Here is a 24,156-nt window from a genome sequence, read left to right on the forward strand (position 1 = left end):
GCAGATGGCCTCACGCAAACCCCTCTACCGTGTGAGGCGTGAGCAGCAGCGGCCTCATCTACGCAGTCATCGTCGGGGCCTGGGCCGCCTACTTGGTGCCGATGTGGCTCCGTAGGCAGGACGAGCTGAACGAAGCCCGTCCGACGGAACGCTTCAGCACCGCCATCCGGCTGCTTTCCGGACGGGCGGGCATGGAGCGTCGATACGCCAAGGACCTGCGCGCGCGCTCCACCGAGGAGGGGGAGCCCAGCGCCGACCCGGACGACGTCACCGATTCGGTGGACGTCCGGGCCTTCGCCGTGCCCCCGACCCGGCCCCAGGCGACCGCCCAGCACCGTCCGCACGTACAGGAGCGGGTGCAGGAGCGGATGCCGGAGCCGGTCCAGGCGGAGCAGAAACCGGGAGCGCGGGCGTCCGTCAGGGAGAGCGGCACGTACGAGACCTCCGGCCCCGCCCGGTCCGTACCGCAGCAGCCGGGCCCGTCCGCGCCGAGACCCTCGGCCAAGTCCGCGCCCCAGCAGGCCGCGCCGTCCATGGTGGGGCGCACCCCGGGCGCACGCCGGGCACCCTCGGCGGAGGCTGCAGCGCGTGCCCGGCGTACGAAGGTCCTCGCGCGCCGTCGGCGTACGACGGTCCTGATCTTCCTCGCCTTCACCCTCGGCACGATCGTGGCGGCGGTCGGCGGCCTCGCGCTCCTCTGGGCGCCCGGCGTACCGGCCGTGATGCTGAGCTCGTACATCGTGCACCTGCGCGCCCAGGAGCGACGGCGCTTCACCTACACCATGGACCGGCGCCGGGCCGAGGCCGCGGCGCAGCGCCTTCGGGAGCGGCAGCCCCGCAGGCGGGCCCCCGTCGACCCCGGGGCGGACGAAGCGGAGGAGGGCCCAGCGCCCGACACCGGCCTCTCGGCGCTCGCGGCCGACCGTCGCGCCCTGGTCGAGCAGACCGACCACGCCGAGTGGGTCGACCAGCAGCGCGAGCGTCAGCGCGGCCCCGGCCAGGGGGACAGCTGGGACCCGGTGCCGGTTCCCCTGCCGACCTATGTGACCGCGCCGGTCGCGCCCCGGGCGACGTCCAGCGTCGACCTGGGGGCGCCGGACGCGTGGAGCTCCGCGCGGTCCAGCGCGGTCGAACCGAGCGCGCCCGAGGCGGAACAGGCGGCCGAGGACCCCTCCGACGCCTGCGACGGCGAGGAGGCCGCGGACGGCAGCCGCAGCGACGCACGGCGGGCCGCGTCCGCGCGACGCGCTCGCGAACGCGGGCGGACGCCGCTGTTCGACCAGTACGAGGACGGCGAACGGCCGCGCGCCGCGAACGAGTGACCGGTGCGACGGCGGGTGCTCGCGAGGGCCCGGCTGACCAGCCCGGAACGGATTTCCAAGCACCTCGATCGGGATGCTAGAGTTTCACTCGTTGCAAGGGCCTGTGGCGCAGTCTGGTAGCGCACCTCGTTCGCATCGAGGGGGTCTGGGGTTCAAATCCCCACAGGTCCACCGCAGCCAAGAGGCCCGTTCCCAGCAGTGGGAGCGGGCCTTTTGCCATGTCCTGGAAGCCGGCGGCGGCAACTCCCGTCGGTGGCCCGGGGCCTGGTGCCTCGCTTCGGTCGGCGTCCGACGGCGAGGGCCCGGCGGATGCCGGACGGGGCCGTCACGGTCACCGTGGCTTGGTCGTGGCCGCGCCGGACGTCCCGTTCGCCGAGGGTGCCGCTGACCCTCGCGACGGCACGAGCGGGAAGCTCAACCCGGCCGGTTCCGCCGAGACGTTCAGCGTTCCCGTGCTCCGGTGGTGCACGGCGACGGACAGAACCCCGGGAACGATTCCGCCGGGCAGTTCGAACTCCCGGTTCCCCGGACGTTGCGGAACGGCCGGGTCGCGGTCATCGGGCGGGCTTCCGGGTGTCGGGCTCGTGAGCGCCGCCGGATGACACCGCCCGGACGACTGGCTAGAGGGCTTTGGCGTAGCAGAGACTCAGTTCGTGGAAGCGGTAGTAGCCGAATTTGGCGCAAGGCTCGTAACCGCTCGACGTGTAGAGGGTGACCGCCTCGGGCTGCTTGGTGCCGGTCTCCAGGACCATGCGGACGCGGCCGGCCGCCCGGGCGTCGTCCTCCAGGGCGGCCAGGATGCGCCGGGCGAGGCCGAGGCCGCGGGCCTCGGGGACCACGTACATGCGCTTGAGCTCCGCGTCGCCGTCCGTGTAGCCCTCGTCGTTCTCGTCCTGGGTGCGCCAGCCGCCCGTGGCCACCGGGCGGTCCCGCTCGTCGTACGCGATCAGGTAGAGGCCGAACGGCGGGGCGAACATCCTCGCGTCCAGGTGCGTGGCGTCGCCTTCGTCCTCGTAGCGCTCGGCGTATTCGGCCTGAACCTGGTCGTTGAGCTTCACGGCGTCGGGGTGGTCGAAGGGGACCGGACGGATATGCATGCGAATTACCGTACATCTATGCGTGGGGTGGGATCGTCCCGCTCGGATGATCGAGTTCGGGTCGGCGGTACTGATTGAGTACCGTGCCCGAGTGCTGACTGTGACCTCTGTGAATGTGAACGGGCTCCGGGCCGCCGCGAAGAAGGGCTTCGTGGAGTGGCTCGCGGAGACCTCCGCGGACGTGTTGTGCCTCCAGGAGGTGCGGGCCGAGCCTGCGCAGCTCTCCGAAGAGGTACGTGCCCCCGAGGGGTGGCACGTCGTGCACGCCCCCGCCGCCACCAAGGGTCGCGCGGGTGTGTCCCTTTACACACGCCGCGAGCCCGACCGCGTCCGGATCGGTTTCGGGTCCGAGGAGTTCGACTCCACCGGGCGGTACGTCGAGGCGGACCTGCCCGGTGTCACCGTCGCGAGCCTCTACCTGCCCTCGGGCGAGGTCGGGACCGAGCGGCAGGACGAGAAGGTCCGGTTCATGGGGGAGTTCCTCGTGTACCTGAAAGGGCTCAGGGAGCGGGCCGCCGCCGACGGGCGCGAGGTCGTCGTCTGCGGCGACTGGAACATCGCCCATCAGGAGGCCGACCTCAAGAACTGGCGCGCCAACAGGAAGAACTCCGGCTTCCTGCCCGAGGAGCGGGAGTGGCTGGGCCGGGTCCTGGACGCGGGCGACGGCGGATACGTCGATGTCGTGCGCGCGCTGCACCCGGATGCCGAGGGGCCGTACTCGTGGTGGTCGTACCGGGGGCGGGCTTTCGACAATGATTCGGGATGGAGGATCGACCTCCAGGTCGTCACCCCGGGGCTGGCGGGCAAGGCGGTCAAGGGTTTCGTGGAGCGCGCGGCTACACACGAGGATCGCTGGTCCGACCACGCGCCGGTCACGGTCGTCTACGACCTCTGAGCTGCCCGGCCGTGGCCCGAGCTGCCCGGCCGGGAGCTGAGTGACCCGGTCGCGATGATCCGCGATCTCCGGGCGGATCGGCTGTGGCGACCCTAGGGCCGCTGGTCCTTGCGATCCCTGTGACCTCCGTGACCCCTGTGGTCCCCATGATCTCTGTGATCCCGGAGCCGCCGGTCCAGGGCCATCGACAGTTCTGCTTCCACCACGCTCTTCGCGAGGGGGCGCAGGCGTTGGAGGTCCTCGGGTGGGCGGTCCTCGGTGAGGACCAGGGTGGTGAAGAGTTCGGCCAGTGCGTCTGTGTGTTCCCGGACGCGGCGCGCGGCCGTCAGGACGTCCGCCAGCGGTATGCCCTCGCGGACCAGGGCGGCCGAGACGTCGAGCAGGCGGCGGCTGATGTGCACGATCTCGCCGCCGTCCGTGCCGAGATAGCCGAGGTCGAGCGCCGCGGCGAGGTTCTCCGGGGTGGCCTGGCCCGCGAAGACGTCGGCGAGTTCCTCGGGGGAGAGGCGGACCGGGGTCTCCTCGCTGGGCTCGCCCAGTCCGAGCAGTTCGCCCACGTCACGGCCGTGGTCGAAGGCCTCGGCCAGTTCGGCGATGCCGTTGAGGGTGTGGCCGCGTTCCAGTAGCGCCGAGATGGTGCGCAGGCGCGCCAGGTGTGTGTCGTCGTACCAGGCGATACGGCCCTCGCGCCGGGGTGGCGGTATGAGCTTGCGCTCCCGGTAGAAGCGCAGGGTGCGCACGGTGATGCCGGCCTCCTCGGCCAGTTCCTCCATGCGGTACTCGCGCCTGCCGGGTTCCGGCGTGGACCGGGCGGCGCTCGTGAGCGGGCCGGGGCCGGGGCCGAGGTCGGGCTCCTGGGCTCCGCGCGTCCGTGCGTCCGTCGGGCGCGTGCCGGACTCTCGCGTCTCCGCGCTCCGTGCTCGCGTCTCCGCGCCCCGCTGTCCTGATCCCTCGGCCACCTGCGCACCCTACGTCGTACCCCCGGTAACTTTCCCGGTCGCGACCCCTACCCATCAGTACGGGGCTGCTCTACTCTCCCGATTGTGCCAGTGTTCACTGGCGGAGTCGTGTTGGACCAGGGAGGCGTCGGGATGACCGAGCACGAGCATGTACGGGTGGCGGTGATCGGGTCCGGGTTCGGCGGGCTGGGGGCCGCAGTGCGGCTGCGCCGCGAAGGGATCACCGACTTCGTCGTCCTGGAACGGGCCGGCAGCGTGGGCGGCACCTGGCGCGACAACAGCTACCCCGGGTGCGCCTGTGACGTCCCGTCGCACCTCTACTCGTTCTCGTTCGCGCCCAACCCCGAGTGGCCGCGCACCTTCTCCGGGCAGGAGCACATTCGCGCGTACCTGGAGCACGTGGCGGACGTCTTCCGGCTGCGGTCCCATCTGCGGTTCGACTCCGAGGTCAAGATGATGACCTGGGACGCGGAGAAGCTGCGCTGGGGGATCGAGACGAGCAGCGGATTCCTGACCGCGGATGTCGTGGTGTCCGCGACGGGGCCCCTCTCCGATCCCAAGATGCCGCAGATCCCGGGGATCGACACCTTCACCGGCAAGGTGTTCCACTCGGCCCGCTGGGACCACGACTACGACCTGCGGGGCAAGCGGGTCGCCATGGTCGGCACCGGGGCCTCGGCCATTCAGATCGTGCCGGCGATCCAGCCGGACGTCGCCCGGCTGACCCTGTTCCAGCGCACCCCGCCGTGGGTGATGCCGCGGGTCGACCGGGCCATCAGCGGTGTCGAGCGATGGCTGCACCGGCAGCTGCCGTTCACGACCCAGGCCAGGCGTGGACTGCTCTGGGGCATCAGGGAACTCCAGGTGCAGGCGTTCACCAAGCGGCCCAACGAACTCGGCCTGATCGAGCGGCTCGCCAAGCGGAACATCGCCCGCGCGGTCAAGGACCCGGCGCTGCGGAAGAAGCTGACACCCGACTACCGGATCGGATGCAAGCGGATCCTGCTCTCGAACGCCTACTACCCGGCGCTCACCCGGCCGAATGTGGACGTCGTGGCCTCCGGACTCGCCGAGATCGACGGCTCCACGGTGGTCGCCGCCGACGGCACCAGGGCCGAGGTCGACGCGATCGTCTTCGGGACCGGCTTCCATGTCACCGACATGCCGATCGCCGAGCGGGTCGTCGGAGCGGAGGGCAGGACGCTCGCGCAGGCGTGGGAGTCCGGCATGAAGTCGCTGCGCGGCGCCACCGCGGCGGGCTTCCCCAACTGGATGACGATCATCGGGCCCAACACCGGGCTCGGGAACTCGTCGATGATCCTGATGATCGAGTCCCAGCTCAACTACATGGCCGACTTCGTACGGCAGTTGGACGTCCTCGGTGGACGTGCCGCGCTCGACGCGCGCCCCGGCGCCGTGGACGCCTGGAACCACCGGGTCCAGGAGCGCATGAAGCGCACGGTGTGGAACACCGGCGGCTGCACCAGCTGGTACCTCGACGCCAACGGCGTCAACACGACCGTGTGGCCCGGTACGACCGCCGAGTTCCGCAGCGCCACGCGCCGTGTCGACCTGGCGGAGTACGACGTGCTGCGCGCGACGGAACCCGCACCCGGAGCCGCGCCCGAGCCGCCAGCGAAGCGCGCCCGCATGAACAAGGTGGAGGCCGGAGCGTGAGCCGACTGACGCACGAGGCGCAAGGGGCGTACGCGCCTCCCGTACCGGCGCTGGAACTGATCGCGCACTCCGCCGACGGCGCCCGGCTGCACGTCGAGGTGCACGGCCCCGAGGACGCGCCCGCCGTCGTCCTCGCGCACGGCTGGACCTGCTCGACCGCCTTCTGGGCGGCCCAGATCCGGGACCTCGCCGCCGATCACCGGGTCATCGCGTACGACCAGCGCGGGCACGGGCGCAGTCCCGCCAGTGACGCCTGCAGCACGGAAGCGCTCGCCGACGACCTGGAGGCGGTGCTCGCGGCCACGCTCGCGCCGGGCGAGAAGGCCGTGCTCGTCGGGCACTCCATGGGCGGGATGACGTTGATGGCGGCCTCGGCCCGGCCGCGGTTCAGGGAGCACGCGGTGGCGGCGCTGTTGTGCAGCACGGGCAGCACGGGGCTGGTCGCGGAGGCGCGCGTGCTGCCGTTGCGTGCCGGGCCGCTTCGGACGCGTGTCACCAAGGCCGTCCTCGGCTCGCGCGCGCCGCTCGGGCCCGTCACACCGGTCGCCAAGCGGATCCTCAAGTACGCGACCATGGGCCCCGGTTCGTCTCCGGTGATGGTGGAGGCCTGTGCGCGGATCGTGCACGCCTGTCCGCGCGCCGTGCGCCACGCCTGGTCGGCCGTGCTCGCCACGCTCGATCTGGAGCACGGTGTCAGGGAGTTGAGGGTGCCGACGGCGGTGATCGCGGGCACGGTGGACCGCTTGACACCGGTCGTGCACGCGCGTGCTCTGGTGGCGGGTCTGCCGAACTGCGTCGGCAGCACCGAACTGCCCGGGCTCGGGCACATGACTCCGGTGGAGGCACCGGAGCTGGTGAGCGCGCGGATTCGCGAACTCGTCTCCGCCTACACACAGACCGCCGAGGCGCCGACGGCCGTAGAGGGTCTGACGGGCGCAGAGATCAAGGAGGGCGCATGAGCAAGGTGAGCCTGGAAGGACAGGTCGCGGTCGTCACGGGGGCGGCGCGCGGTGTCGGTGAGCTCCTCGCGCGCAAGCTCTCCGCACGCGGGGCGAAGGTCGCGCTGGTCGGACTCGAGGCGGACGCGCTGAAGCAGGTCTCCGAGCGGCTGCACAGCGAGAGCGACCACTGGTACGCCGACGTCACCGACCACGAGGCGATGGCGCGGGTCGCCCAGGAGGTCAAGGAGCGGTTCGGCAAGGTGGACATCGTCGTCGCGAACGCCGGTGTCGCGAGCGGGGGGCCCTTCGTGGACTCCGACCCCGTCGCCTGGCGGCGGGTGATCGAGGTGAACCTGATCGGATCGGCGGTGACCGCGCGGGCGTTCCTGCCGGTGCTGATGGAGAGCCGTGGATACCTGCTGCAGATCGCGTCGCTGGCCGCGATCACCCCCGCTCCCATGATGACGGCCTACTGCGCCTCCAAGTCCGGTGTGGAGGCGTACGCGCACAGCCTGCGCGCGGAGGTCGGCTACAAGGGCGTACGCGTGGGCGTCGGGTATCTGTCGTGGACCGACACCGACATGGTGCGGGGCGCCGACCAGGACGAGGTGATGCGGGAACTGCGGCAGCGGCTGCCGTGGCCGTCCAACAAGACGTATCCGCTGGGGCCGGCCGTCGACCGGATCGTGGCCGGGATCGAGCGCCGCTCCAGCCATGTGTACGCGCAGTGGTGGCTGCGCGGGATGCAGGGCATCCGCGGGTACCTGCCCGGGATCATCGGGGCGGTCGGGCAGCGCGAGATGCGGCGGTTCGAACCGCGCCTCGCCAGTGTGCGGACCGGGCTGGTCGGGGCCGGCGGAGCGGCCGACGAACAGGAGCGGAAGTCGACGGCTCCGTGAGCCGCACGGGCGTCCCATCAGCGGCTATCACGGTGAGTGACTGATCGAAATGCGTGCTCCGTCCCTGCGTGTAAGTCTGGTCGAGGCCCGAAACCCCCTTACTCACAAGGGGGTCGGGGCCCGAATCCCTCACCCACTACGGGAGTGAATCGCATGAGCATGCAGGACCAGTTCAAGGACAAGGCCGAGCAGCTGAAGCAGCAGGCCAAGAAGCAGAAGAAGACGGGCGAACCGCGAGACAGGGCGAGCGAGCGTTCCCCGATGGGGCGTGACCGCACGATGCCTGAAGCGGACCGTGCTCAGCACGAGGCCCAGGACCGCTTCGACCAGGACTACGACGCCTGATCGGTTCGCCGGCTCGGCCTGAGTGGGGTGCCCTCTTCCAAGAGGGCACCCCACTCTTGTGTTTGGCGTCCGGCGTCCTCTCCGGGTCGGGGCCGGGGCATCGTTCCCCGGAGGCGGCCCGGCCCGTGCTCCCGGGCGCTCGCTCTCGGGGTCGTCAGCCCGAATCGGCCTTGATCGGCCCGAATCAGCCGGACCGCGGCGGGAGTTTCGGTCTCGCTCTGTCCGGCACGTTCGAGTAGTCCGGCGGGGACGCCGGGGGGTGGGTGCGGAGCAGGTCCAGGGACAGCTGGATGGCGTCGTCCAGCTGGGCGTGACGGCCCTCCGCCCAGTCGAGCGGCGTGCGCAGGATCTCCAGGTCGGGGGCGACGCCGTGGTTCTCGACGGACCAGCCGTAGGCGTCGAACCAGGCGGCGTTCATGGGCACCGTGATGACCGTGCCGTCGCCGAGACGGTGGCGGCCGGTCATACCGACGACGCCGCCCCAGGTGCGCTGTCCCACCACGGGGCCGAGCTTCAGCAGTTTGAAGGCGGCGGTGATCATGTCGCCGTCCGACGAGGTCGCCTCGTCGGCCAGCGCCACCACCGGGCCGCGCGGGGCGTTGGAGGCGTACGACACCGGCTGGGCGTCGCGGGTGAGGTCCCAGCCGAGAATCGTCCGGGTCAGTTTCTCGACGACCAGTTCGCTGACGTGGCCGCCCGCGTTGCCCCGTACGTCGATGATGAGGGCCGGGCGGGAGACCTCCATCCGCAGGTCGCGGTTGAACTGGGCCCAGCCCGAGCCGCCCAGGTCCGGGATGTGCAGATAGCCGCAGTGGCCGCCGCTCAACTCCCGTACGACCTGGCGCCGTTTGGCCACCCAGTCCTGGTAGCGCAGGGGGCGTTCGTCGATCAGCGGGACCACCGCCACCCGGCGCGAGTGGCCTTCGCCCTCCGCCGGGACGAAGGTCAGTTCCACCGTCGTGCCGCCCGCGCCCGCGAGCAGCGGATAGGGGCCGGTGACCGGGGATACCGGGCGCCCGTCGACACGGGTGAGGACCGCGCCCTCGCGGATGCCGGTGCCAGCCAGCGGTGAGCGCGCCTTGGAGTCGGACGAGTCGCCGGGAAGAATCCGCTTGAGCATCCAACTACCGTCACGCCGTACGAAGTTGGCGCCCAGCAGGCCCTGCCAGCGCTGGTAGTGGGGCGGGCCCTCGTTGCGGCGCGCGGCGCTGACGTACGCGTGCGAGGTGCCCAGTTCGCCGAGGACCTCGCGCAGCAGGTCCGCGAACTCGTCCGGGGAGGCGACCCGTTCGACCAGGGGGCGGTACTGCTCCAGGATCGCGTCCCAGTCGATGCCGCACATGTTCGGGTCCCAGTAGTAGGCGCGGATGATGCGGCCGGCCTCGTCGTACGCCTGGCGCCATTCGGCACGCGGGTCCACCTCGTGCAGGATGCGGCGCAGGTCGATCCAGACGGTCGAGTCGCTGTCGCCGGACTCGGTGGAGGGGACGGCGCGCAGGTCGCCCTCGTCGACGACGACCAGCCGGGAGCCGTCGCCGCTCACCGCGAACCAGTCCAGGTGGTCGACGAGTTCGGACTTCTTCGCCTTGGTGATGTTGAAGAACTCCAGGGTCGGACGGCCGGTCGTGTCGTCCGGGTTGGCGAACGTCTCGCCCAGCGCGCCGGAGATCGGCCAGCGCAGCCAGACCAGGCCGCCGCCCGAGACCGGTCGCAGAGCCGAATACTTGGAGGCGGTGACCGGGAAGGGCGTCACCCGGCTCTCCAGGCCTTCGAGCTCGACGCTCGTCGTGCTGCCGTCGCCGGGTTCCTCCTCGACCGGGTCGAGGCCCCCGGCGGCCGGCCGCCCGTCCGGGCTCAGCGCGAAGGGGGAAGGTGTGGCCGAGGACAGCGGGACGAGGTACGGGCGGCAGCCGAGCGGGAAGGACAGATCCCCGGTGTGCACGTCGTACACCGGGTCGAAGCCGCGCCAGGACAGGAAGGCCAGATAGCGGCCGTCCCGCGTGAACACCGGATTCTCGTCCTCGAAGCGGCCGTTGGTGACGTCGACGACGAGGCGGTCCTTTATGCGCGCCATCTTGATCTGCCGCAGGGAACGTCCGATCCCGGGATGCGACCACGTCAGCCAGGCGCCGTCCGGGGAGAAGGCGAGGTCCGTCACCGGGCCGTTGATGGAGCGGATGAGCTCGGTGACCCCGCCTGTCGCGGACTCCGTGCCGGAGGTGTCCCCGGGCTCGGTGCCGGAAGAACCGACGGACTCCGTGCCGGCGGCGCCCCCGGGCCTCGCGTCGGAGGTGTCGTCGGACCCCGTCTCGGAGATGTCCCCGGATTCGGTGCCCGAGTCGTCGCCGGATGCCGTGCCGGAGATGTCGGCGGATTCCTCCGTCGCGTCGAGGAGGAGCAGCCGCCCGTCGTTCGAGGCGATGGCGAGACGCTCACCCCGTGGGTCCGCCACCAGTTCCTGTACGCGGCCCAGTGCGCCGGAGGCGAGGCGGCGCGGCGCGCGGTCGCCGGTCGCGCGCGGCAGGTAGGCGATCTCGACGGCGTCCTCGCCGTCCGCGTCGGTGACATAGGCGACCTGGCCGCCCGAGCCGAGCATCTCCGGGAGCCGGACCCGTACGCCCGGGGTGTCCGCGATGGTGCGCGCGGGGCCGTCGCGGTGGGTGAGCCAGTACAGGCTGCCGCGTACGACGACGGCGCTGGCCCGGCCCGTCTCGTCCACGGAGATGCTGTCCACGTGCTGGGTGGCCGGCACCTGGTACGTACGCCGTCCGGCGCGCGGACCGCCCAGGCGGACGTCGAGGCGGCGCGGAACCGACTCGGGGGCCAGGTTGTCGACGATCCACAGGTCGCCCGCGCACTGGTAGACGACCCGGGTGCCGTCCGACGCGGCGTGCCGGGCGTAGAAGGCGTCGTGGTCGGTGTGACGGCGCAGGTCGGAGCCGTCGTACGCGCAGGAGTAGAGGTTCCCGATGCCCTCGTGGTCGGAGAGGAACGCGATCCGGCCGCCGACGAACATCGGACAGGCGAGGTGGCCTTCGAGGTCGGCGACCAGTTGCCGGCCGTGCAGCCAGAGACGGCCCATGGCCCCGCCCCGGTACCGCTTCCAGGCGGCCGGTTCGTGCGGTGGGGTGCCGGTGAGCAGCAGGGTCCTGCGCTCGCCGTCGATGTCGGCGACGCCGATGTCCGAGACCGGGCCCCAGGGGAGCTTGCGGCCGGGGTCGCCGTCGGTGGGGACGCTGTAGGCCCAGGTGAAGTACGAGAAGGGCTGGCCGTGCGAGGCGACGGCGAGGATCTCGCCGTCGGGGGACCAGCCGCACACCTGGGTGTCCGCGCTGCCCCAGTAGGTGAGCCGTCGGCCCGATCCGCCGTCCACCGGCGTCAGATGGATCTCGGGGACGAAGCTGCGCCAGCTCGTGTACGCGATGTGCCGGCCGTCGGGGGAGAAGCGGGGGTGGCCGACCTTGGTGCGGTCGACGGTGAGCCGCCAGGCGCGCCCCCGGCCGTCGAGCGGGGCCAGCCACAGGTCGTCCTCGGTGACGAAGCACAACCGGTCGCGGCTCAGGTGCGGGAAACGCAGATAGCCGGGGGAGTTCTCGTCCGTGGTCGCTTTCTCGTACTCGTCGCTCACCTCCCCATGCTTTTCCGCTGGACGGGCCCCGGCAACTCGTGGAACCGGGGCGTCGCGGGTTGTGGGTGCGAGCGGTGGTGCGGGAGGTGCGCGCGGGGCGCGTTCACGAGCGGATGCGCCCCGCCTCGCCCTCGCCCCGCCCCGGCACCCCGCACTCCGTCCCTGCGCCTGGCACCAGGCACCCTGCATCCCGCCCCCGGCAGGCAGCCCCCGGCACCCCGCACCCGACCGTCCCCGGCCTGCGTGACCCAGCACACGTACGAAACGGTTTCGTTTCGTTGACGTGAGGGGTATCTTCAGAGACATACGAATCCGTGTCGTTCGAAGCAGGAAAGGTGAGTGGGATGACTGAAGCCGCAACGGTGCGTCGCAGTCGGATCACACCCGAGCGTCAGGCCGAGCTGTACACGGCCGTGCTCGACCTGCTTCGAGAAGTCGGCTACGACGCCCTCACGATGGACGCCGTCGCCGCCCGTACCCGTTCCAGCAAGGCCACCCTCTACCGCCAGTGGGGCGGCAAGGCCGAGCTCGTCGTGAAAGCGCTGCGGCATCAGAAGCCGCTGAAGTTCTCCGACGTGGACACCGGGAGCCTGCGGGGCGACTTCCTGGCACTCGCCCTCCGGCAGGACGACTGCCAGATGGAGCAGGACTCCGCGCTGATGCGGGGTCTGGCCATGGCGGCGCACGGGAATCCGGATCTGCTGAAGGCGTTCCGGGAGTGGCTGATCGAGCCGGAACTGGAAGAGCTGCGCCGGGTGCTCCAGCGCGGTGTCGAACGCGGTGAGATCCGCGCGGACAATCCGGCGATGCAGTACGTGATGCACATGCTCATCGGCGCCTTCGCGGCTCGCACGATGATCGACGAACTCCCGCCGACGCAGGCCTTCCTGCATTCGTACATCGACGCCGTGGTCCTCCCCGCTCTCGGCGCCTGAATCCCACCCCCTTCACCTTTCACCTCTGCAAGTCGCTGTAGTCGCACCTGACGCGCCGCTCACGTCGTCGGGCTGATCCCCCCTGCCCCCACTCGGGTGATCACACCAGCCCCTGCCATCCCACGACCTGACCGGGAGTACGCCCTCGTGGCCACGTTCCTCTACAAACTCGGCCGACTCGCCTTCCGGCGACGGCACTTCGCCGCCCTGATATGGGTGGCGCTGCTGACACTCGCAGGCGTCGGAGCCGCTTCCGCGCCCGTCGCCGGATCGTCCTCCTTCTCGATACCCGGCACCGAGGCCCAGAAGGCCTTCGACCTGCTGGAGAGCCGCTTCCCCGGTATGAGCGCCGACGGAGCGACCGCGCGGGTCGTCTTCAAGGCGCCCGCCGGCGAGAAGATGGCGGACAAGGACAACAAGGCGACGGTCGAGAAGGCCGTCAAGGTCCTCGGGACCGGGTCCGAGGTCACCTCCGTCGCCGACCCGTTCAAGACCCACGCCGTGAGCAAGGACGGGTCGATCGCCTACGCCTCGGTGAAGTACGAGGTTTCCGGCATGGAGCTGAAGGACGCCTCGAAGGAAGCCCTGAACGCCGCCGCGCAGGACGCGCGGGACGCCGGGCTGACCGTCGAGGTGGGCGGTGACGCGCTCCAGGCGACGCCCGAGACCGGTTCCACCGAGGTCATCGGCATCGCGATCGCCGCGGTCGTCCTCGTCATCACCTTCGGTTCCCTGATCGCGGCCGGGCTGCCGCTGCTGACCGCGCTGATCGGCGTCGGCATCGGTGTCTCGACGATCACCGCGCTCGCCAGCGCGCTCGACCTCGGCTCCACCACCTCCACCCTCGCGATGATGATCGGCCTCGCGGTCGGCATCGACTACGCCCTGTTCATCGTCTCCCGGTACCGGGCCGAGCTGGCCGAGGGCCGCGAACGCGAGGAGGCGGCCGGACGGGCCGTCGGCACGGCGGGCTCGGCGGTGGTCTTCGCCGGACTGACCGTAGTGATCGCGCTGGTCGGTCTCTCGGTCGTCAACATCCCGATGCTGACGAAGATGGGTGTCGCGGCGGCGGGCACGGTCGCCATCGCCGTCCTCATCGCGCTGACGATGATCCCCGCGCTGCTCGGATACGCGGGCCGCAGGGTCCAGCCGGCCGGCAAGAAGAGCAGGCTCCTCGGCGGCGGCCGTGCCGCCAAGAAGGAGGGCAAGCCCAACATGGGCACCCGTTGGGCGAGCTTCGTCGTCCGCCGCCCGCTCGCGGTGCTGCTGCTCGGCGTGGTCGGCCTCGGCGCGGCGGCGATCCCGGCGGCCTCGCTCGAACTGGGCCTGCCCGACGACGGTTCACAGCCGGCGTCCACCACGCAGCGCCGCGCCTACGACCTGCTCTCCGACGGCTTCGGGCCCGGCTTCAACGGCCCGCTGATGGTCGTGGTCGACGCCAAGGCGAGCGACGACCCGAAGGGCGCGGTCACCCAGGTGACCGACGAGGTGAAGGACCTCAAGAGCGTCGTCTCGGTGAGCCCGGCGACGTACAACAAGGCCGGCGACACCGCGATGATCACGGTCATCCCCGACTCGAAGCCGTCCTCCGTCACGACCGAGGACCTGGTCCACTCCATCCGCGACGCGGGCGGCGAGATCAGGGCCGACACGGACTCGACGGTTCTGGTCACCGGTTCCACGGCCATGAACATCGACTTCTCGCAGAAGCTCAACGACGCGCTGATCCCGTATCTCGCGCTCGTGGTCGGCCTCGCGTTCCTGCTGCTGATCGTGGTGTTCCGCTCGATCCTCGTCCCGCTGAAGGCGGCCCTCGGCTTCCTGCTCAGCGTGATGGCGGCCCTCGGCGCGGTCGTCGCGGTCTTCCAGTGGGGCTGGCTGTCCGGCCTGATGGGCGTCGAGGAGACCGGCCCGATCATGTCGATGATGCCGATCTTCATGGTGGGCGTCGTCTTCGGTCTGGCCATGGACTACGAGGTGTTCCTCGTGACGCGCATGCGCGAGGCCTACGTCCACGGGGAGAAGCCCGGCCAGGCGATCGTCACCGGGTTCAAGTATGGCGCACGGGTCGTCACGGCGGCCGCGGTCATCATGATCGCCGTCTTCTCCGGGTTCATCGGCTCCAGCGAGTCGATGATCAAGATGATCGGCTTCGGCCTCGCGATCGCCGTCTTCTTCGACGCGTTCGTCGTGCGGATGGCGCTCGTCCCGGCGGTGCTCGCGCTGCTGGGCAAGAAGGCATGGTGGCTGCCTAGGTGGCTGGACCGCGCGCTTCCGAACGTGGATGTCGAGGGCGAGGGCCTGCGGGCGCTCGACGAGAAGCGGCGCGACGGCGACGACGACCGGGAACTGGTCCGGGTCTGAGTCCCCGGACGCCGCGAGGTCTCACCGGTGACGCATCGGTGAGGCCTCGCCGATCACCCGGCGAGGTGCCGACGGGCAGTCAGTGAGCCACCGGGGTGGCGGCCGTGTACGTACGGCGGAGAAAGCGCCTGAGTGCTTTCGTGTCGAGCTGCACGACCGCCACCCCTTGCCCCGAGTGGAACTCGAGGACGGCCTGGACGCGGCCGCACGGCCAGATGCGGATGTCGCCGCTGCTGACGGGGAGGCGCAGGCCCTGTTCGAGGAGTTCGCGGTCGAAGACCCACTCGTGGGGGCCGGGCAGCGTGATGTGCACCTGGCGGGGGTCGGTCTCCGGGTCGTACCGGAGGGCCACCGGGACGGCCCGGTGTTCGTCATCGGCGGAGTCGGCGGTGTCGGTGACTATATGGGCGCGTGCGTACTGTTCGACAGCATGCATGAACCGACTCCTTACGCTGCGTTACCTATGCGGAAGCTGTGAATCCGTCACTCTTCCAATGTCGCACATCTCACGGAAACCGCTCTCCGGCCGACCGTGACCAATCCCTGCAAGAACGCCTGCCCGGTCACGGCGCGCGTATGTGTGCGCCGGCGGTCACATCCGTCCCGGGCCGCTCCTGCGGGCCCCGCCCGCCGGTCGCGTCTGCCGCTCCCGGGGTGAACTGCCCGCGGGGTCACGCTTGTCGTGGGTCCGGCGGGGGTTATTCGTGGGCCCATCGCTCTTGCAAGTCATTCGCAACAAGGCACTATCATCGAACGGTGCATGTGCCTGACGGATTCATCAATGCCCCGGTCTCCGCCGTCACGGGAGTGGTCGCCGCCGGCGCCATCGCCGTGAGCCTGCGGGGTGCCCGCCGCGAACTCGACGAACGGACCGCGCCGCTCGCCGGCCTGGTCGCCGCCTTCATCTTCGCCGTGCAGATGCTGAACTTCCCGGTCGCCGCCGGGACCAGCGGACATCTGCTCGGCGGCGCCCTGGCCGCGATTCTCGTCGGTCCCTTCACGGGCGTCCTCTGCGTCTCCGTCGTCCTGCTCATGCAGGGCATCCTCTTCGCGGACGGCGGCCTCACCGCGCTCGGCGTGAACATCACCGACATGGCGATCGTCACCACCGTCGTCTCGTACGCCCTCTTCCGCGGCCTGGTGAAGGTGCTGCCCCGCAAGCGGCGTTCGGTCACCGTCGCGTCCTTCGTCGCCGCGCTGCTGTCCGTTCCGGCCGCCGCCCTCGCCTTCACCTTCATCTACGCGATCGGCGGCACCACCGACGTCGCGGTCTCCAAGGTCGCCACGGCCATGATCGGCGTCCATGTCCTCATCGGCATCGGCGAGGCCGCGATCACCGCGCTCACGGTCGGTGCCGTCATCGCCGTACGGCCCGATCTCGTGTACGGCGCCCGTGGCCTCCAGCAGCGGCTCAAGCTGCGGGTGAACGGCGAGCTGGTCGACACCCCCGAGGCCGTCGCCCCCGTCGCCGCCCGCTCCTCGCACCGCAAGGTGTGGATCACCGGCCTGGTCACCTCCCTCGTCCTCGCCGGATTCGTCAGCTTCTACGCCTCCGCCAACCCCGACGGCCTGGAGAAGGTCGCCAAGGACAAGGGCATCGACGCGAGCGCCGAGAAGCACGCCACGGAGGACTCGCCGCTCGCCGGATACGGCGTCAAGGACATCTCCGACGCCCGCGTCTCCGGCGGTCTCGCGGGAGTGATCGGCGTCGGCGTCACCGTCGTCGCCGGCACGGGTGTCTTCTGGGCGGTCCGCAGGCGCCGTACGTCCGACAGCTCGCCCACGTCCGTGCCGGAAGGCGTCTGACGTGGGGGCGGGCCACGCGCACAAGCTCTACCGGCACGGGCACTCGCCGGTGCACGCCCTCCCGCCGCACACCAAACTCGCCGCCGCCTTCGGCTTCGTGATCGTGGTCGTCTCCACCCCGCGCGAGGCGATGTGGGCGTTCGCGCTGTACGCCGCGCTGCTCGCGGTGGTAGCCCGCCGGGCGCGCGTGCCGGCGGGCTTCCTCCTGAAGCGGCTGCTGATCGAGATCCCGTTCGTGGCGTTCGCGGTGCTGATGCCGTTCGTGGCGGAGGGCGAGCGGGTGGACGTGCTGGGCATGTCCCTGAGCGTCAACGGCCTGTGGGGCGCCTGGAACGTCCTCGCCAAGGGCACCCTCGGCGTCGCCGCCTCCGTCCTCCTCGCCTCCACGACCGAACTGCGAGAACTGCTGCTCGGCCTGCAGCGGCTGAAGCTCCCGCCGCTTCTCGTGCAGATCGCCTCCTTCATGATCCGGTACGGCGATGTCATCACCGGCGAGATGCGGCGCATGCGGATCGCGCGGGAGTCGCGCGGCTTCGAGGCGAGCGGCGTGCGGCACTGGGGGGTGCTCGCCAAGTCGGCGGGCGCGCTGTTCATCCGCTCCTACGAGCGCGGGGAACGCGTGCATCTCGCCATGGTGAGCCGGGGGTATGCCGGTTCCATGCCCGTCATCGACGAGGTGACCGCGTCCCGGGCGCAGTGGTCGTACGCCCTCGCCCTTCCGTTCGCCGCCCTTGTCGTATGTCTGTTGGGATGGACGCTGTGATGTCTGCCGGTACACCGGGGGAGACGGTTGTGGAGAGCGCTGAGGGGATGGCCGAGCGGATGGCCGAGGACATGTCCGGAGGGACGCCCGGAGGGATGCGCGCCGTGCCGGCTTCGCTGGAGGTCTCCGGCCTCGCCTTCGCCTACCCCGACGGGCACCAGGCCCTGTTCGGCGTCGACTTCACCATCGGGCACGGCGAGCGCGTCGCACTGCTCGGCCCGAACGGCGCGGGCAAGACCACCCTCGTCCTGCACCTCAACGGCATCCTGGCCGGCGGCGCCGGAACGGTGACGGTCGCCGGACTCCCGGTCGGCAAGCGGCACATGGCCGAGATCCGGCGCAAGGTCGGCATCGTGTTCCAGGACCCGGACGACCAGCTGTTCATGCCGTCCGTGCGGGAGGACGTCGCCTTCGGGCCGGCCGCCGCGGGGCTCAAGGGCGCCGAACTGGAGGAACGCGTCCGAACGGCTCTGGAGCGCGTCGGCATGGAGGCCTTCGCCGACCGCCCGCCGCACCACCTGTCCTTCGGGCAGCGGCGCCGCGTCGCCGTCGCGACGGTGCTGGCGATGGAGCCGGAGATCCTCGTCCTCGACGAACCCTCCTCCAACCTCGACCCCGCCTCCCGGCGCGAACTCGCCGACATCCTGCGCTCGTTGGACGTCACCGTCCTCATGGTCACCCACGACCTGCCCTACGCCCTCGAACTCTGCCACCGCTCCCTCGTCCTGAGCGACGGCGTGATCGTGGCCGACGGCCGAACCGGCGACCTCCTGTCCGACGACGAGCTCATGCGCACCCACCGTCTGGAGCTGCCCTTCGGGTTCGACCCGCGCTCCGTGACAATGGGGGCGTGACCAAACAAGAGGACGTCGGGCCGCCGGACGGTTCGCTGCTGCTCGACGACCAGCTGTGCTTCGCGCTGTACGCCGCCCAGCGTGCCGTGACCGCCGCGTACCGCCCGCTGCTGGAGGAACTCGGCCTCACCTACCCGCAGTACCTCGTCCTGCTGGTCCTCTGGGAGCGGGGCGAGACCACGGTCAAGGAACTGGCCGGTGCCCTCCACCTCGACTACGGCACGATGTCTCCGCTGCTCAAGCGGCTGGAGTCGGCGGGGCTGGTGCGCCGTGAGCGCTCGGCGCACGACGAACGCTCCGTGCGCGTCGCCCTCACCGGGCGCGGTGAACTGCTGAGGGAGCGCGCGGAGGAGGTGCCGCAGGCACTGCTGACGGCGACCGGCATGAGCGGGGCCGACGTCACGCGCCTGCGCGATGAACTCCGGCTGCTGACGGAGCGCGCGGAGGGTGCGGCGGCCCGGAGCCGCTGACCCCCTGCCGCGGGCTTCGGTGCCCTGCCCTCCCGTGCTGTCCGCGGTTACCGCCCCCCTGGGCGTCCCGGGCTCCATACCGACCAGTACCTTGTGCACGATGTACTTGTGCACTTCTGTGTTGTCCACTCAGGGGGAGGTCCTGCCGTGATCGACGGCGCCGTTGTCGACACCCGTCCGACGAAGATCATGTATGTCGCCGAGGCCACCGCGCACGGCGGCCGGGACGGCTATGTGACCAGCCAGGACGGGCAGCTCGAACTGAAGGTCGCGATGCCGCCGGCGCTCGGCGGCGACGGGAACGGCACGAACCCTGAGCAGTTGTTCGCGGCCGGGTACAGCGCCTGCTTCCACAACGCGCTGGTGCTGGTGGGCCGCCGCGCCGGGTACGACCTCTCCGGCTCCACGGTCGCGGCGAAGGTAGGGATCGGCCCCAACAAGCAGCGCGGCTACGGACTGGCGGTCGCCCTGAGCGTCTCGCTCCCCATCGTCGACGAGGAGGTGGCGAAGAAGCTCGTGGACGCGGCGCACGAGGTGTGCCCGTACTCGAACGCCACCCGCGGCAACATCGAGGTCACGATCGTGCTGGGCTAGGAATCGAAGGCCGCGGATGCGTGTTGCACTCACTGTTGGCAGTGGTGAGGCGACAGGGAGCGCGGGCGTGGACGTGAACGGCACAGTGGCCGAGGGCTTCGAGCCGGTCAGGGAGGCGTTCGCGGGCAACTTCGCGGCGCTGGGAGACCGGGGTGCCGCCGTCACCGTGTACCGCGACGGGCACAAGGTCGTCGACCTGTGGGGCGGCACCCGCGACGTCGACGGCACCGAGCCCTGGCAGCGCGGCACCGCGCAGATCGTGCGCTCCGCGACGAAGGGCGTCGCCGCCGCCGTACTCCTGCTGCTCGCGCAGCGCGGCCACCTCGACCTGGACGCGCCGGTCGGTGCCTACTGGCCCGAGTACAAGGCACGCGGCAAGGAGCACACGCGCGTGCGGCACCTGCTCGCGCACCGGGCCGGAGTACCCGTCCTCGACCGTCCGCTCACCCCCGCCGAGGCCGCCGACCTCGATCTCGCGGCCGCCGCGGTGGCCGCGCAGACGCCGGTGTGGGAGCCGGGGACCGAGCACGGGTACCACGCGCAGACGTACAGCTGGCTGACCGGCGAGCTGGTCCGGCGGGTGACCGGGCGCACGATCGGCCGGTGGATCGCGGACGAGATCGCCCGGCCGCTGGACCTGGACCTGTGGGTCGGGCTTCCGGAGGCGGCGGCCGGCCGGGTGGGGCGGGTCGCACGGGTCGAGGCGCTGCCGACACCCGGCGGTCTGAAGACCCGTCCGAAGCGGGCGGTCTCCGAGGCGTACGCCGACCCGGACAGCCTCACCCGCCGCGCCTTCGCCGCGATCACCCCGATGCCCGACGAGAACGACCCCGCCTACCGCGCGGCCGTCCTGCCCGCCTCGAACGGCATCGCCACGGCCGACGGCCTCGCCCGCTTCTACGCCGCGCTGATCGGAGAGGTGGACGGCGTACGGCTCTTCGCGCCGGAGACGGTGTCGGCCGCGCGGGCGGAACAGTCCGCGGGGCCCGACCGGGTCCTGGTCGTCAACACCCGGTTCGGCCTCGGCTACATGCTCCATGGCGGGGCGTCGCCCCTGCTCTCCCCGGGCTCCTTCGGCCACCCCGGCCGCGGCGGAGCCCTCGGCTTCGCCGACCCCGAGTCGGGCATCGCCTTCGGATACGTCACCAACGGCTTCCGTACGAGCGTGACGGCCGACGCGCGGGCGCAGGCGCTGGTACGGGCGGTACGCACGGTCGTCGACGCGTAGCCGCCCGACCGCGGACGTCGCCCTCCGGAGGAGGAGGGGATGGGGTGCGGCTCCTCCCGGTGCGCACCCGGGACGGCTTCCGGAGCGCCACCGGTACCCGCCTCCTTGTGCCGCGGGCCCCGCACCGGGGCATCTCCGTCCGGCCCCGGTTCCGCACAGTGGTGGGGGCCGGTGAGAACGGGTCCGCAGCGGATCTGCTCGCCGCCGCGCCACTACCCGGCGTGCAGCATCAGCCCGATCCCCACGACCAGGAGTCCCGCCGCCGCGATCCTGGGCGCTCCGAACCGTTCCTTGAAGAACACCGCCCCGATGGCGGCGCCCACGATGATCGAGGACTCCCGCAGGGCCGCGATCGGAGCCAGTTCGGCCCGTGTCTGGGCCCACAGCACCAGCCCGTAGGCCAGGACGGAGAGTGCCGCGCCGAGGAAGCCGACGGCGGCGAACGGCCTCAGCGCCGAGACCGTCTCACCGCGCCAGCGGTGCAGCGCGTACGCCGGGATCACCACGCCCTCGATCGCCATCAGCCAGGCGATGTACCCGAGGGAGGTGCCGGACGCGCGCACACCCAGGCCGTCGACCACGGTGTACGCGGCGATCGACACGCCCGTCGCGAGGGCGGCGCCGATCGCCGCCCAGTTGGGCCGACGGCCCCGCAGCCCCCACAGCGCGACACCCGTCAGCCCCGCGCAGGACAGCGCGACGCCGGAGGCCGCCCACCCGTCGGGCACCTCGTGCGCGAAGACCGCCGCCAGCACGGTGACGACCAGCGGGGCGGTGCCCCGCGCGATCGGATAGGCCTGCCCGAAGTCGCCGAGCCGGAAGGAACGCATCAGCAGCACGTAGTACGCGATGTGGATGAGGGCCGAGGCGATGAGGTACGGCCACGCCCCGGACGCGGGGAATGCCACGAACGGCACCATGACCAGGCCGATCAGCATGCCGCCGCCGGCGATCAGTGTGAAGCCGACGAGCTTGTCGGTGATGCGGTGCGCGATCGCGTTCCAGCTGGCGTGGGTGACCGCGGCGAGCAGCACCGCCGCGGTGACGAGCGGGGTCACGCGAGGCGCTCGCGCACGTCCACCAGCGCGCCGTCCGCGTGGGCGATCAGGCTCTTCGGGTCCATCGGGAAGACGGTGTGCGGGGTGCCCGCCGAGGTCCACACCGTGTCGTGGTCGAGCAGCGAACGGTCGACCAGGACACGGGTCTTCGTACGGTGTCCGAAGGGCGGTACGGCGCCGGTCCCGTACCCGGTCGACTCCCGCACGAGCTGTGCCCCGGCCCGGGTGATCTTCTCGGCGCCCAGCTCCCGCCGCACGAGCTCCATGGCGACCTGTGCCGAGCCGTCCAGCAGCACCAGCACCGGAACCCCGTCCGCCGCGAAGAACAGCGACTTGCAGATCTGGCTCGGCTCGCAGCCGATCGCCGCGGCGGCCTCGGCGACGGTACGGGTCGTGTCGGGGAAGCGACGGACGCGCCCGGTAACCTCCTCGAGCCCCAACTCCCTCAGGGCCTCGGCGAAACGGGGGTGCGCGGCGTTCACGGCGGGGGACTGCTCCTCGCCGGTGGTCTCATCGGTGGCGGTCATGAGAGGCACGCTAGCGGCCGGTGTACGCGCCACGCGACCGGGTTCCGCCAGGTCCCCGGGGCCGGACAGGCCCTAGCCGCCCGCCTTCAGCAGTGCCGCCACGATCGGTCCCGCCGTGCTGCCTCCGTGGCCGCCCTGCTGGACGACACCCGCCGCCGCCAGGTCGCCCTTCCACGCCGTGAACCAGCCGTTCGGCTTCTTCTGGTTGTCGACCTCGGCGGAGCCGGTCTTGGCGCCGTAGTCGGGGCCGAGACCGGACATGGCCTCGGCGGCGGTGCCGGCGGCGGCCGTGTACTGCATGACCTCGCGCAGCTGGGAGAGCGTGGACGCGGACAGGGTGCGGGACGCCGTGGCCAGGGTGCGGTGGTCGACCGAGGGGGCCACCAGGTACGGCTGGTGGAAGGTGCCGGACTTGACGGTGGAGGCGACGGACGCCATGTTCAGCGGGCTCATGCGGACCCCGCCCTGGCCCATCAGCGACGCCGCCATCTGCGCGGCACTCTGCACCGGCACCGCGCCGTCGAACGACGGCACGCCGACGGCCCAGTTGTTCCGGCTCAGGCCGAAGACCTGCTGGGCCTGCTTGGTCAGGTCGTCGTTCTCCAGCTTCTTCGCCTGCGTGATGAAGGCCGTGTTGCAGGACCGCGCGAAGCTCGCCTTGAACGTGCCGTTCTTGATCTCGAAGTCGTCGTCGTTGTGGAACTTCCACCCGCCGTACGTCGCCGTCTTGGGGCAGGGGTGCTCCTTGTCGGCCGAGGCCAGACCCTTGTCGAAGAGCAGCGACGCGGTGATGACCTTCATCGTGGAGCCGGGCGCGAGGGAGCCCTGGAAGGCGGTGTTGAAGCCGTGGCCGCTGTTCGCGACGGCGAGGATCTCGCCCGTCGAGGGGCGCATCAGGACCACGGACGCCTTCTCCTTGGCGGCCACCTGGCGCTCCGCCTCCGCCTGGAGGGTCGCGCTGAGCGTCGTCTTCACGGTGCCCGGGGTGCCCTTGCTGAGCGTCACCAGGGTCTTGTCGGGGGTCTTCTGGGTGCCCTTCTTCGCGGCCTTGCGGATCACGCGCAGCTCGATGCCCGCCTTGCCGCCGGCCGTCTTGCCGTACTTCTCGCGCAGTCCGTCGAGGACCGTCCCCAGGGAGGGGTACCTGGCGGCGGTCAGCTCACCGCCCTTGCTGTCGAGCGCGGTGACCGGCGGCGTCCCCGACGCTCCGGTCACCAGCCGGTCGCCGTCCTGGAGGTCCGGGTGGACGACGGACGGCTTCCAGGCGACCAGCGCCACGCCGTCCTTCGCCCGGCGCACGACCGTCATCTTCGACGTGTACGTCAGCGGCTCGGTCCTGCCCTTGTAGGTGACGGTGGCTTTGACGCCGAAGGGGATGTCGGCGCCCGACGGCTTGCCCCGGGTCAGGGTCACGCCGGTGATGTGGGCGTCCTTGCCGTAGCCGGTCAGCGTGGTCGCGGCGGCCGTCGAGTCGTCGGTGGCGGCGGCGGCCGCGGTGACGTCGCCGCTCTGCCAGGCGGTGAGGAAGGCGGAGGACGCCATGCGGATCTCGGCCGCCGACAGCGGGCCCGTCTTGACGGCCTTGCGGGTGGTGGCCGTGGTCCCCTCGTCGGCCGCCGCGCCACTGCCGTACAGGCTGTAGGCACCGAACGCCCCGCCGACGACGGCAACGGCGATCACCCCGCCGAGTACGGCGGGCTGCTTCGTCTTCCGCCGCTCGGCCACGCGCCTTCTCTTGCCCACAGCTTTCAGCCCTCCGCCGACCCCTGATGCCTCGTGACACACCCCCGTGCC

General features: G+C 71.2%; 21 protein-coding genes and 1 tRNA gene. 15 read left to right on the forward strand and 7 right to left on the reverse strand.

Annotation, left to right across the window (positions count from 1 at the left end; genetic code table 11):
- The first annotated feature begins 38 nt into the window (after positions 1-38).
- Positions 39-1,322, forward strand: coding sequence for a divisome protein SepX/GlpR (sepX, locus tag ACWD68_RS21525; RefSeq protein WP_451808029.1), 1,284 nt, complete (start codon positions 39-41; stop codon positions 1,320-1,322).
- 97 nt (positions 1,323-1,419) lie between these two features.
- Positions 1,420-1,493: transfer RNA gene (locus ACWD68_RS21530), tRNA-Ala, on the forward strand.
- Positions 1,494-1,942: 449 nt separating this feature from the next.
- On the opposite strand, the gene ACWD68_RS21535 is transcribed toward ACWD68_RS21530, so the two are convergent.
- Positions 1,943-2,419 (reverse strand): GNAT family N-acetyltransferase, encoded by a 477-nt coding sequence (locus ACWD68_RS21535; protein WP_451808030.1) that lies wholly within the window; start codon positions 2,417-2,419, stop codon positions 1,943-1,945.
- Positions 2,420-2,510: 91 nt separating this feature from the next.
- Here ACWD68_RS21535 and ACWD68_RS21540 point away from each other — a divergent pair, with 91 nt between their 5' ends.
- Entirely contained in the window at positions 2,511-3,314 is an 804-nt protein-coding gene (locus ACWD68_RS21540; RefSeq protein WP_451808031.1) for an exodeoxyribonuclease III, read from the forward strand.
- A gap of 92 nt (positions 3,315-3,406) precedes the next feature.
- Here ACWD68_RS21540 and ACWD68_RS21545 read toward each other — a convergent pair whose 3' ends face one another.
- Positions 3,407-4,087 (reverse strand): MerR family transcriptional regulator, encoded by a 681-nt coding sequence (locus ACWD68_RS21545; protein ID WP_451808057.1) that lies wholly within the window; start codon positions 4,085-4,087, stop codon positions 3,407-3,409.
- A gap of 318 nt (positions 4,088-4,405) precedes the next feature.
- Between ACWD68_RS21545 and ACWD68_RS21550 the strand changes: the two genes are divergently transcribed.
- The 4 genes from ACWD68_RS21550 to ACWD68_RS21565 all read left to right on the forward strand — a co-directional run bounded on the left by ACWD68_RS21550 (position 4,406) and on the right by ACWD68_RS21565 (position 8,135).
- On the forward strand, positions 4,406-5,950 hold the full coding sequence (locus tag ACWD68_RS21550) for a flavin-containing monooxygenase (RefSeq protein WP_451808032.1): 1,545 nt from the start codon (positions 4,406-4,408) through the stop codon (positions 5,948-5,950).
- The gene (locus ACWD68_RS21555; protein ID WP_451808033.1) at positions 5,947-6,909 is read left to right on the forward strand and encodes an alpha/beta fold hydrolase; all 963 of its coding nucleotides are present in this window, start codon (positions 5,947-5,949) and stop codon (positions 6,907-6,909) included. The genes ACWD68_RS21550 and ACWD68_RS21555 overlap by 4 nt, the downstream gene beginning before the upstream one ends.
- Positions 6,906-7,790, forward strand: coding sequence for an SDR family oxidoreductase (locus tag ACWD68_RS21560; RefSeq protein WP_451808034.1), 885 nt, complete (start codon positions 6,906-6,908; stop codon positions 7,788-7,790). The genes ACWD68_RS21555 and ACWD68_RS21560 overlap by 4 nt, the downstream gene beginning before the upstream one ends.
- Positions 7,791-7,943: 153 nt before the next feature.
- Positions 7,944-8,135: a hypothetical protein gene (locus ACWD68_RS21565; RefSeq protein ID WP_351547695.1), complete on the forward strand. Its 192-nt coding sequence runs from the start codon at positions 7,944-7,946 to the stop codon at positions 8,133-8,135.
- 184 nt (positions 8,136-8,319) lie between these two features.
- Here the strand turns inward: ACWD68_RS21565 and ACWD68_RS21570 are convergent, their stop codons facing one another.
- Positions 8,320-11,763, reverse strand: a complete 3,444-nt coding sequence (locus tag ACWD68_RS21570; RefSeq protein ID WP_451808035.1) for a S41 family peptidase — start codon at positions 11,761-11,763, stop codon at positions 8,320-8,322.
- A 344-nt stretch (positions 11,764-12,107) separates the two neighbouring features.
- Here ACWD68_RS21570 and ACWD68_RS21575 point away from each other — a divergent pair, with 344 nt between their 5' ends.
- On the forward strand, positions 12,108-12,698 hold the full coding sequence (locus ACWD68_RS21575) for a TetR/AcrR family transcriptional regulator (protein ID WP_451808036.1): 591 nt from the start codon (positions 12,108-12,110) through the stop codon (positions 12,696-12,698).
- 147 nt (positions 12,699-12,845) lie between these two features.
- Entirely contained in the window at positions 12,846-15,062 is a 2,217-nt protein-coding gene (locus tag ACWD68_RS21580) for an MMPL family transporter (protein ID WP_451808037.1), read from the forward strand.
- Positions 15,063-15,141: 79 nt separating this feature from the next.
- Here ACWD68_RS21580 and ACWD68_RS21585 read toward each other — a convergent pair whose 3' ends face one another.
- Positions 15,142-15,498: an SsgA family sporulation/cell division regulator gene (locus ACWD68_RS21585; RefSeq protein ID WP_451808038.1), complete on the reverse strand. Its 357-nt coding sequence runs from the start codon at positions 15,496-15,498 to the stop codon at positions 15,142-15,144.
- Positions 15,499-15,818: 320 nt separating this feature from the next.
- Between ACWD68_RS21585 and ACWD68_RS21590 the strand changes: the two genes are divergently transcribed.
- From ACWD68_RS21590 to ACWD68_RS21615, 6 genes are all read left to right on the forward strand, one after another.
- A complete protein-coding gene (locus ACWD68_RS21590) occupies positions 15,819-16,868 on the forward strand; it encodes an energy-coupling factor ABC transporter permease (protein WP_451808039.1) in 1,050 nt (349 codons plus the stop codon).
- A 1-nt stretch (position 16,869) separates the two neighbouring features.
- Positions 16,870-17,631, forward strand: coding sequence for a cobalt ECF transporter T component CbiQ (gene cbiQ / locus ACWD68_RS21595; protein ID WP_451808040.1), 762 nt, complete (start codon positions 16,870-16,872; stop codon positions 17,629-17,631).
- A 95-nt stretch (positions 17,632-17,726) separates the two neighbouring features.
- Entirely contained in the window at positions 17,727-18,485 is a 759-nt protein-coding gene (locus ACWD68_RS21600; protein ID WP_451808058.1) for an energy-coupling factor ABC transporter ATP-binding protein, read from the forward strand.
- Entirely contained in the window at positions 18,482-18,955 is a 474-nt protein-coding gene (locus tag ACWD68_RS21605) for a MarR family winged helix-turn-helix transcriptional regulator (protein WP_451808041.1), read from the forward strand. The genes ACWD68_RS21600 and ACWD68_RS21605 overlap by 4 nt, the downstream gene beginning before the upstream one ends.
- Before the next feature lie 189 nt (positions 18,956-19,144).
- Positions 19,145-19,549, forward strand: a complete 405-nt coding sequence (locus ACWD68_RS21610) for an organic hydroperoxide resistance protein (RefSeq protein WP_451808059.1) — start codon at positions 19,145-19,147, stop codon at positions 19,547-19,549.
- Between the two features lie 67 nt (positions 19,550-19,616).
- Complete coding sequence (locus ACWD68_RS21615; protein ID WP_451808042.1) at positions 19,617-20,777, forward strand: serine hydrolase domain-containing protein; 1,161 nt, start codon at positions 19,617-19,619, stop codon at positions 20,775-20,777.
- A 212-nt stretch (positions 20,778-20,989) separates the two neighbouring features.
- Here ACWD68_RS21615 and ACWD68_RS21620 read toward each other — a convergent pair whose 3' ends face one another.
- The 3 genes from ACWD68_RS21620 to ACWD68_RS21630 all read right to left on the reverse strand — a co-directional run bounded on the left by ACWD68_RS21620 (position 20,990) and on the right by ACWD68_RS21630 (position 24,105).
- A complete protein-coding gene (locus ACWD68_RS21620) occupies positions 20,990-21,835 on the reverse strand; it encodes an EamA family transporter (protein WP_451808043.1) in 846 nt (281 codons plus the stop codon).
- A complete protein-coding gene (locus tag ACWD68_RS21625; protein WP_451808044.1) occupies positions 21,832-22,362 on the reverse strand; it encodes a YbaK/EbsC family protein in 531 nt (176 codons plus the stop codon). The genes ACWD68_RS21620 and ACWD68_RS21625 overlap by 4 nt, the downstream gene beginning before the upstream one ends.
- Positions 22,363-22,434: 72 nt before the next feature.
- A complete protein-coding gene (locus ACWD68_RS21630) occupies positions 22,435-24,105 on the reverse strand; it encodes a penicillin-binding transpeptidase domain-containing protein (protein ID WP_451808045.1) in 1,671 nt (556 codons plus the stop codon).
- Between the last annotated feature and the right edge of the window lie 51 nt (positions 24,106-24,156).

Source organism: Streptomyces sp. NPDC005141, assembly GCF_053599975.1.

Coding starts and splice junctions, on each gene's coding strand:
- ACWD68_RS21610 (WP_451808059.1), top strand. CDS start 19,145: ATGTATGTCGCCGAGGCCACCGCGCACGGCGGCCGGGACGGCTATGTG.
- ACWD68_RS21545 (WP_451808057.1), bottom strand. CDS start 4,087: ATGGAGGAACTGGCCGAGGAGGCCGGCATCACCGTGCGCACCCTGCGC.
- ACWD68_RS21600 (WP_451808058.1), top strand. CDS start 17,727: ATGCGCGCCGTGCCGGCTTCGCTGGAGGTCTCCGGCCTCGCCTTCGCC.
- ACWD68_RS21585 (WP_451808038.1), bottom strand. CDS start 15,498: ATGCATGCTGTCGAACAGTACGCACGCGCCCATATAGTCACCGACACC.
- ACWD68_RS21565 (WP_351547695.1), top strand. CDS start 7,944: ATGAGCATGCAGGACCAGTTCAAGGACAAGGCCGAGCAGCTGAAGCAG.
- ACWD68_RS21560 (WP_451808034.1), top strand. CDS start 6,906: ATGAGCAAGGTGAGCCTGGAAGGACAGGTCGCGGTCGTCACGGGGGCG.
- ACWD68_RS21575 (WP_451808036.1), top strand. CDS start 12,108: ATGACTGAAGCCGCAACGGTGCGTCGCAGTCGGATCACACCCGAGCGT.
- ACWD68_RS21550 (WP_451808032.1), top strand. CDS start 4,406: ATGACCGAGCACGAGCATGTACGGGTGGCGGTGATCGGGTCCGGGTTC.
- ACWD68_RS21535 (WP_451808030.1), bottom strand. CDS start 2,419: ATGCATATCCGTCCGGTCCCCTTCGACCACCCCGACGCCGTGAAGCTC.
- ACWD68_RS21625 (WP_451808044.1), bottom strand. CDS start 22,362: ATGACCGCCACCGATGAGACCACCGGCGAGGAGCAGTCCCCCGCCGTG.